We start from the raw sequence: 3,998 nt of genomic DNA on the forward strand, positions 1-3,998 counted from the left end.
AACCGCATTAGGTGCGTGGTTTCGGAGACTCGCGACGTTTTTTTTTCACCAAGAAGGATTAAGCGGCACTGGTGCCCTTGGACTTCGAATGGCTCCAGAACTTCACGGCCTTCAACGCGAGCCGAATCCCACAAATAAACATAAACGACACCCGAATGTGCCGTTTCGCCAAGCGCGCAAAAACCGGCCATCAGTCCTCGACGAATGCTTACTCGCGCTTGTTCTTGACGGCAGGCAGCAGCACAATTATTAGACGCAGCACAGCAGCGACGAGCAGTGGCGGACGCGTCGCAAAACGCTCCAGTCGCCGCGTGCCGGCAGTAATGCGCGGAGCCGGTTTTCCTCCATCCTGGGACCCAGGATAAAGCCCAGCAGCAAGGGAGCGGTTTCGCAGCCCAGGTTGACGAAGTTCCAGCCTTTACGCGGGATGGGCTTCTGTCATGAAAAGCCAAGTCAAAGACATGAAAAGTCAAGTGAAACATGACGCAAAGCCAGATGATTCACTCTTTGCTGCAGATAAATCCTAAAGATTTTTCATCCAGTTCGACATTCTCAAGATTCACATTTCAACTTGGAGACCCTTCATCATGAACTTCCTTGACGGCCACCTTTATCCTGAGAACCAGCAGCCTCTGATCATCACAGCCGCCCCCTATGCGCCGGGCTGGATTCCTTCAGACTTTCCGGAAGATATCCCCATCACCATGGAAGAGCAGATCCAGAAGGCGGTGGATTGTTATGAAGCCGGTGCCACCGTGCTGCATCTGCACGTGCGCGAAGCCGATGGCAAGGGCAGCAAGCGCCTGTCCATGTTCAATGAACTGATCGCCGGGGTGCGCAAGGCGGTGCCCGACATGGTGATCCAGGTGGGTGGCTCCATCAGCTTCGCACCCGAAGATGATGGCTCGGCCGCCAAGTGGCTGAGCGACGACACGCGCCACATGCTGGCCGAACTCACTCCCAAGCCCGACCAGGTGACGGTCACCGTCAACACGACGCAGATGAATGTGACCGAGCATGCCGGTATCGATGACTTCAAGGGTGTTTCGCGCGGTTTCCCGCACCTCTACAGCACCTACAAGGACATGATCGTTCCCTCGAACCCCAGCTGGGCCGAGGAGCACATCCGCCGCCTGAGCGCCGCCGGCATCCAGAGCGCCTTCCAGTGCTACAACATCAACAGCTTCGAAACGATCGAGCGGATGATTCGCCGCGGCGTCTACAAAGGCCCCCTGGTGATGAATTGGGTGGCCATCAGCGGCGGCATGGACCAGGCGAACATCTACAACCTGGCCAACTTCCTGCGCGCTGCGCCGGATGGCGCGGTGATCACGGTGGAGAGCTCGGTGCTCAATGTGCTGCCCATCAACATGATCGGCATGGCACTGGGCCTGCATGTGCGCTGCGGCATTGAGGATGTGCTCTGGAACCAGACCCGCACGGGCAAGATGAGCTCCGTCGAGCAGATCAAGCAACTGGTGCGCATCGCCGGCGAATTTGGCCGTCCGATTGCGACAGGACAGCAGGCTCGCGAGATTCTGAAGATTGGTGTCTTCTACGAGACGGCGGACCAGACGCTTCGGGAAAATGGCTTCGCGCCCAATCGTAACGGCGGCAACCAGGGCTTCCTGCGCAAGCCGGACTGAAGCCTCTGGGGGAATTGACATCACATGCTGGATGTGAAATTCCCCCATGGACCGGACTCCTTGCACTTCCCGATGAAGGAGTCCATCTCGCCCAATGGGCAAGGGAATTTGGCTTCCACGTAACCAGCATTGGAGTCTGGGCGTGCCAAAGTCAAGGTGAGGCCAGGCATGGCAAGCTGCAGATGAATTGTGATAGTTGATACATAACAGGAGACAACATGGCAAAAGTCGTTAAATTCTACGAAACGGGCGCGCCCGAGGTACTTCGTTTTGAGGACGTAGAAGTTGGGGAGCCGGGGCCGGGAGAGGTTCGCCTCCGTCATGTGGCCGTTGGGCTGAATTTTGCTGACACCTACTTCCGCAGTGGCATCTACCCGGTTCCGCTGCCCAGCGGCATCGGCAACGAGGCGGCCGGCGTGGTCGAGGCCGTCGGTGCCGGCGTGAGCGATTTTGTGGTTGGTGACCGTGTGACCTACACGGGCTTTACCAACACGCTGGGCGCCTACAGCACGGAGCGGCTGATTTCTGCCGCACCGCTGATCAAACTGCCCGAGGGCATCAGCTGCGAGACCGCCGCTGCAATGACCATGCGCGGCTTGTCTGCTTCCTACCTGTGCCGCAGGATCTACCCGTTCCAGGGCGGTGAAACCATATTGCTGCATGCCGCCGCCGGTGGTGTGGGCCTGATCGTGTCCCAGTGGGCCAAACTTCTGGGCCTCAATGTGATTGGAACCGTCTCTACCGAGGCCAAGGCCGAAGTGGCACGCGCCCACGGTTGCGACCACATCATCAACTACAGCCATGAAGACGTTGCCAAGCGCGTGCGTGAGATCACCAACGGTGTGGGCGTCTCTGTGGTTTTTGACAGCGTGGGCAAAGACACATTCATGTCTTCGCTGGACTCGCTCAAGCGCCGCGGTTTGCTGGTGTGCGTGGGCACTGCCTCCGGAAAAATCCCCCCGTTTGACCCTGCGATCCTGGCCCGCAAAGGCTCGGCATACATCACCCGTCCAGGTTTGGCCGACTACATCGCGGATCCGGCCGAAAAGGCGGAACTGGTCGGTGAGTTATTCGGCCATGTGGCTGCAGGCCGCATCCGCATCGAGATCAATCAGCGCTATGCCCTGAATGATGCGGTGCAGGCGCATCGTGATCTTGAAGGCCGGAAAACAACCGGATCATCCATATTCGTTATTTGAGAATTCCGCTTACTAAGGTGAACTTCCATGATATTCAATGCATTGAAACTGCGAGTCCTGGCGATAGCTGCACTGTCCTTCGTAGCGGCGGTAACGCCTGCAATGGCGCAGGAATGGCCTAACCAACCCATACGCTTGATAGTCCCTGCGCCGCCTGGCGGCATCTCCGATGGTGTGGCACGCCTGCTCGGTGAACAATTGCGGGCCAACCTTGGTCAGCCCGTGGTGGTGGACAACAGGCCAGGCGGCTCGGCTGTCATCGCCGAAAGGGCAATGATGAGCGCGCCTGCCGATGGGTACACCTTGATGGTGGCGCCATCGAGTCTCCTGTCCGACTTTCCACTCACCGTCAAGACGCCTTACGACCCAGTCAAGACGTTCACATACGTCGCGGGAGTCGCCAGCATGATCCATGTTTTGGTGGCTAATACAAACTTTCCGCCCAACAATGTCAAAGAAGTGCTCGACTATGCGAAGCGCAATCCCCGGTCAGTAAGCGTGGCGAATCTTAGCGTCGGCACACGCTCGGATCTTCTCGGCGAAATGCTCAGGGAAAAAAGTGGCGATAACATCCTGACCGTTCCATACAAGGGTTCGGCCCCTGCCATGGTCGACTTGCTGGGAAACCAGGTTCAACTGACCTTCGAGGTCGTGAGCAACGTTGCCCCATTCATCAAGAGTGGAAAACTCAAGGGACTTGCAATTGTCTCGTCTACACGCTCCATGTATCTTCCCAATGTGCCCAGTTTCGGCGAACTGGAGCTGCCTGACTTTGTCATGCCCGATGCGAGCGTCGGGGTCTTTATTCTGAGCAGCATGCCCAAGCCGCTTAGCGATCGAATCCGGCGCGAAGTGGAAAAGGCCGTACATTCACCCAAATTCCGCGAAGCGCTTGCTGCGCAAGGCTTCGAGCCGCCGAAAGATGCTTCGGTGGAGGAGCTTCGACAGAGACTGGCTGCGACCATGGATCAGAATCGAAAAATCATAGAAAAGCTTAAGCTCAAGATCAGTCCCAATTGAGCCCTCCGCCTTGGTGCCGGCAATCGTGCATATATCTGGCGGCGATTGCCGGAAAGCCTTGACGGGCCATGAGGGGAAGGCTCACCACCAGCCAGCCGGCAACGTGATAAAACCGGCGGTGCTTAGTGGTTTT

Annotated in this window: 4 protein-coding genes and 1 pseudogene; 4 read left to right on the forward strand and 1 reads right to left on the reverse strand. The window is 57.5% G+C overall.

Annotation, left to right across the window (positions count from 1 at the left end; genetic code table 11):
- Window positions 1-253 (forward strand): hypothetical protein (locus PJE01S_RS25810; protein WP_218017562.1); only part of this gene is annotated, 253 nt, incomplete at its 5' end.
- Here the strand turns inward: PJE01S_RS25810 and PJE01S_RS24905 are convergent.
- Window positions 209-417: pseudogene (locus tag PJE01S_RS24905) on the reverse strand (tripartite tricarboxylate transporter permease); the annotation flags it as partial. The gene PJE01S_RS25810 and the pseudogene PJE01S_RS24905 sit on opposite strands and share 45 nt — an antisense overlap.
- 170 nt (window positions 418-587) lie before the next feature.
- On the opposite strand from PJE01S_RS24905, the gene PJE01S_RS24000 reads away from it, so the two are divergent.
- The 3 genes from PJE01S_RS24000 (at window position 588) to PJE01S_RS24010 (ending at window position 3,865) form a co-directional block, all read left to right on the forward strand.
- On the forward strand, window positions 588-1,646 hold the full coding sequence (locus PJE01S_RS24000; RefSeq protein WP_068836227.1) for a beta-keto acid cleavage family enzyme: 1,059 nt from the start codon (window positions 588-590) through the stop codon (window positions 1,644-1,646).
- A 218-nt stretch (window positions 1,647-1,864) separates the two neighbouring features.
- Entirely contained in the window at window positions 1,865-2,845 is a 981-nt protein-coding gene (locus tag PJE01S_RS24005) for a quinone oxidoreductase family protein (protein WP_068836228.1), read from the forward strand.
- A gap of 27 nt (window positions 2,846-2,872) precedes the next feature.
- Window positions 2,873-3,865 (forward strand): Bug family tripartite tricarboxylate transporter substrate binding protein, encoded by a 993-nt coding sequence (locus PJE01S_RS24010; protein ID WP_068836229.1) that lies wholly within the window; start codon window positions 2,873-2,875, stop codon window positions 3,863-3,865.
- Window positions 3,866-3,998: the final 133 nt, after the last annotated feature.

Origin of the sequence: Polaromonas jejuensis NBRC 106434 (assembly GCF_001598235.1) — a bacterium.
GTDB lineage: Bacteria > Pseudomonadota > Gammaproteobacteria > Burkholderiales > Burkholderiaceae_C > Polaromonas > Polaromonas jejuensis.

What these genes read in the sequence shown, in the direction of transcription:
- PJE01S_RS24000 (WP_068836227.1), top strand. Translation starts at nt 588, where the DNA reads ATGAACTTCCTTGACGGCCACCTTTATCCTGAGAACCAGCAGCCTCTG.
- PJE01S_RS24005 (WP_068836228.1), top strand. Translation starts at nt 1,865, where the DNA reads ATGGCAAAAGTCGTTAAATTCTACGAAACGGGCGCGCCCGAGGTACTT.
- PJE01S_RS24010 (WP_068836229.1), top strand. Translation starts at nt 2,873, where the DNA reads ATGATATTCAATGCATTGAAACTGCGAGTCCTGGCGATAGCTGCACTG.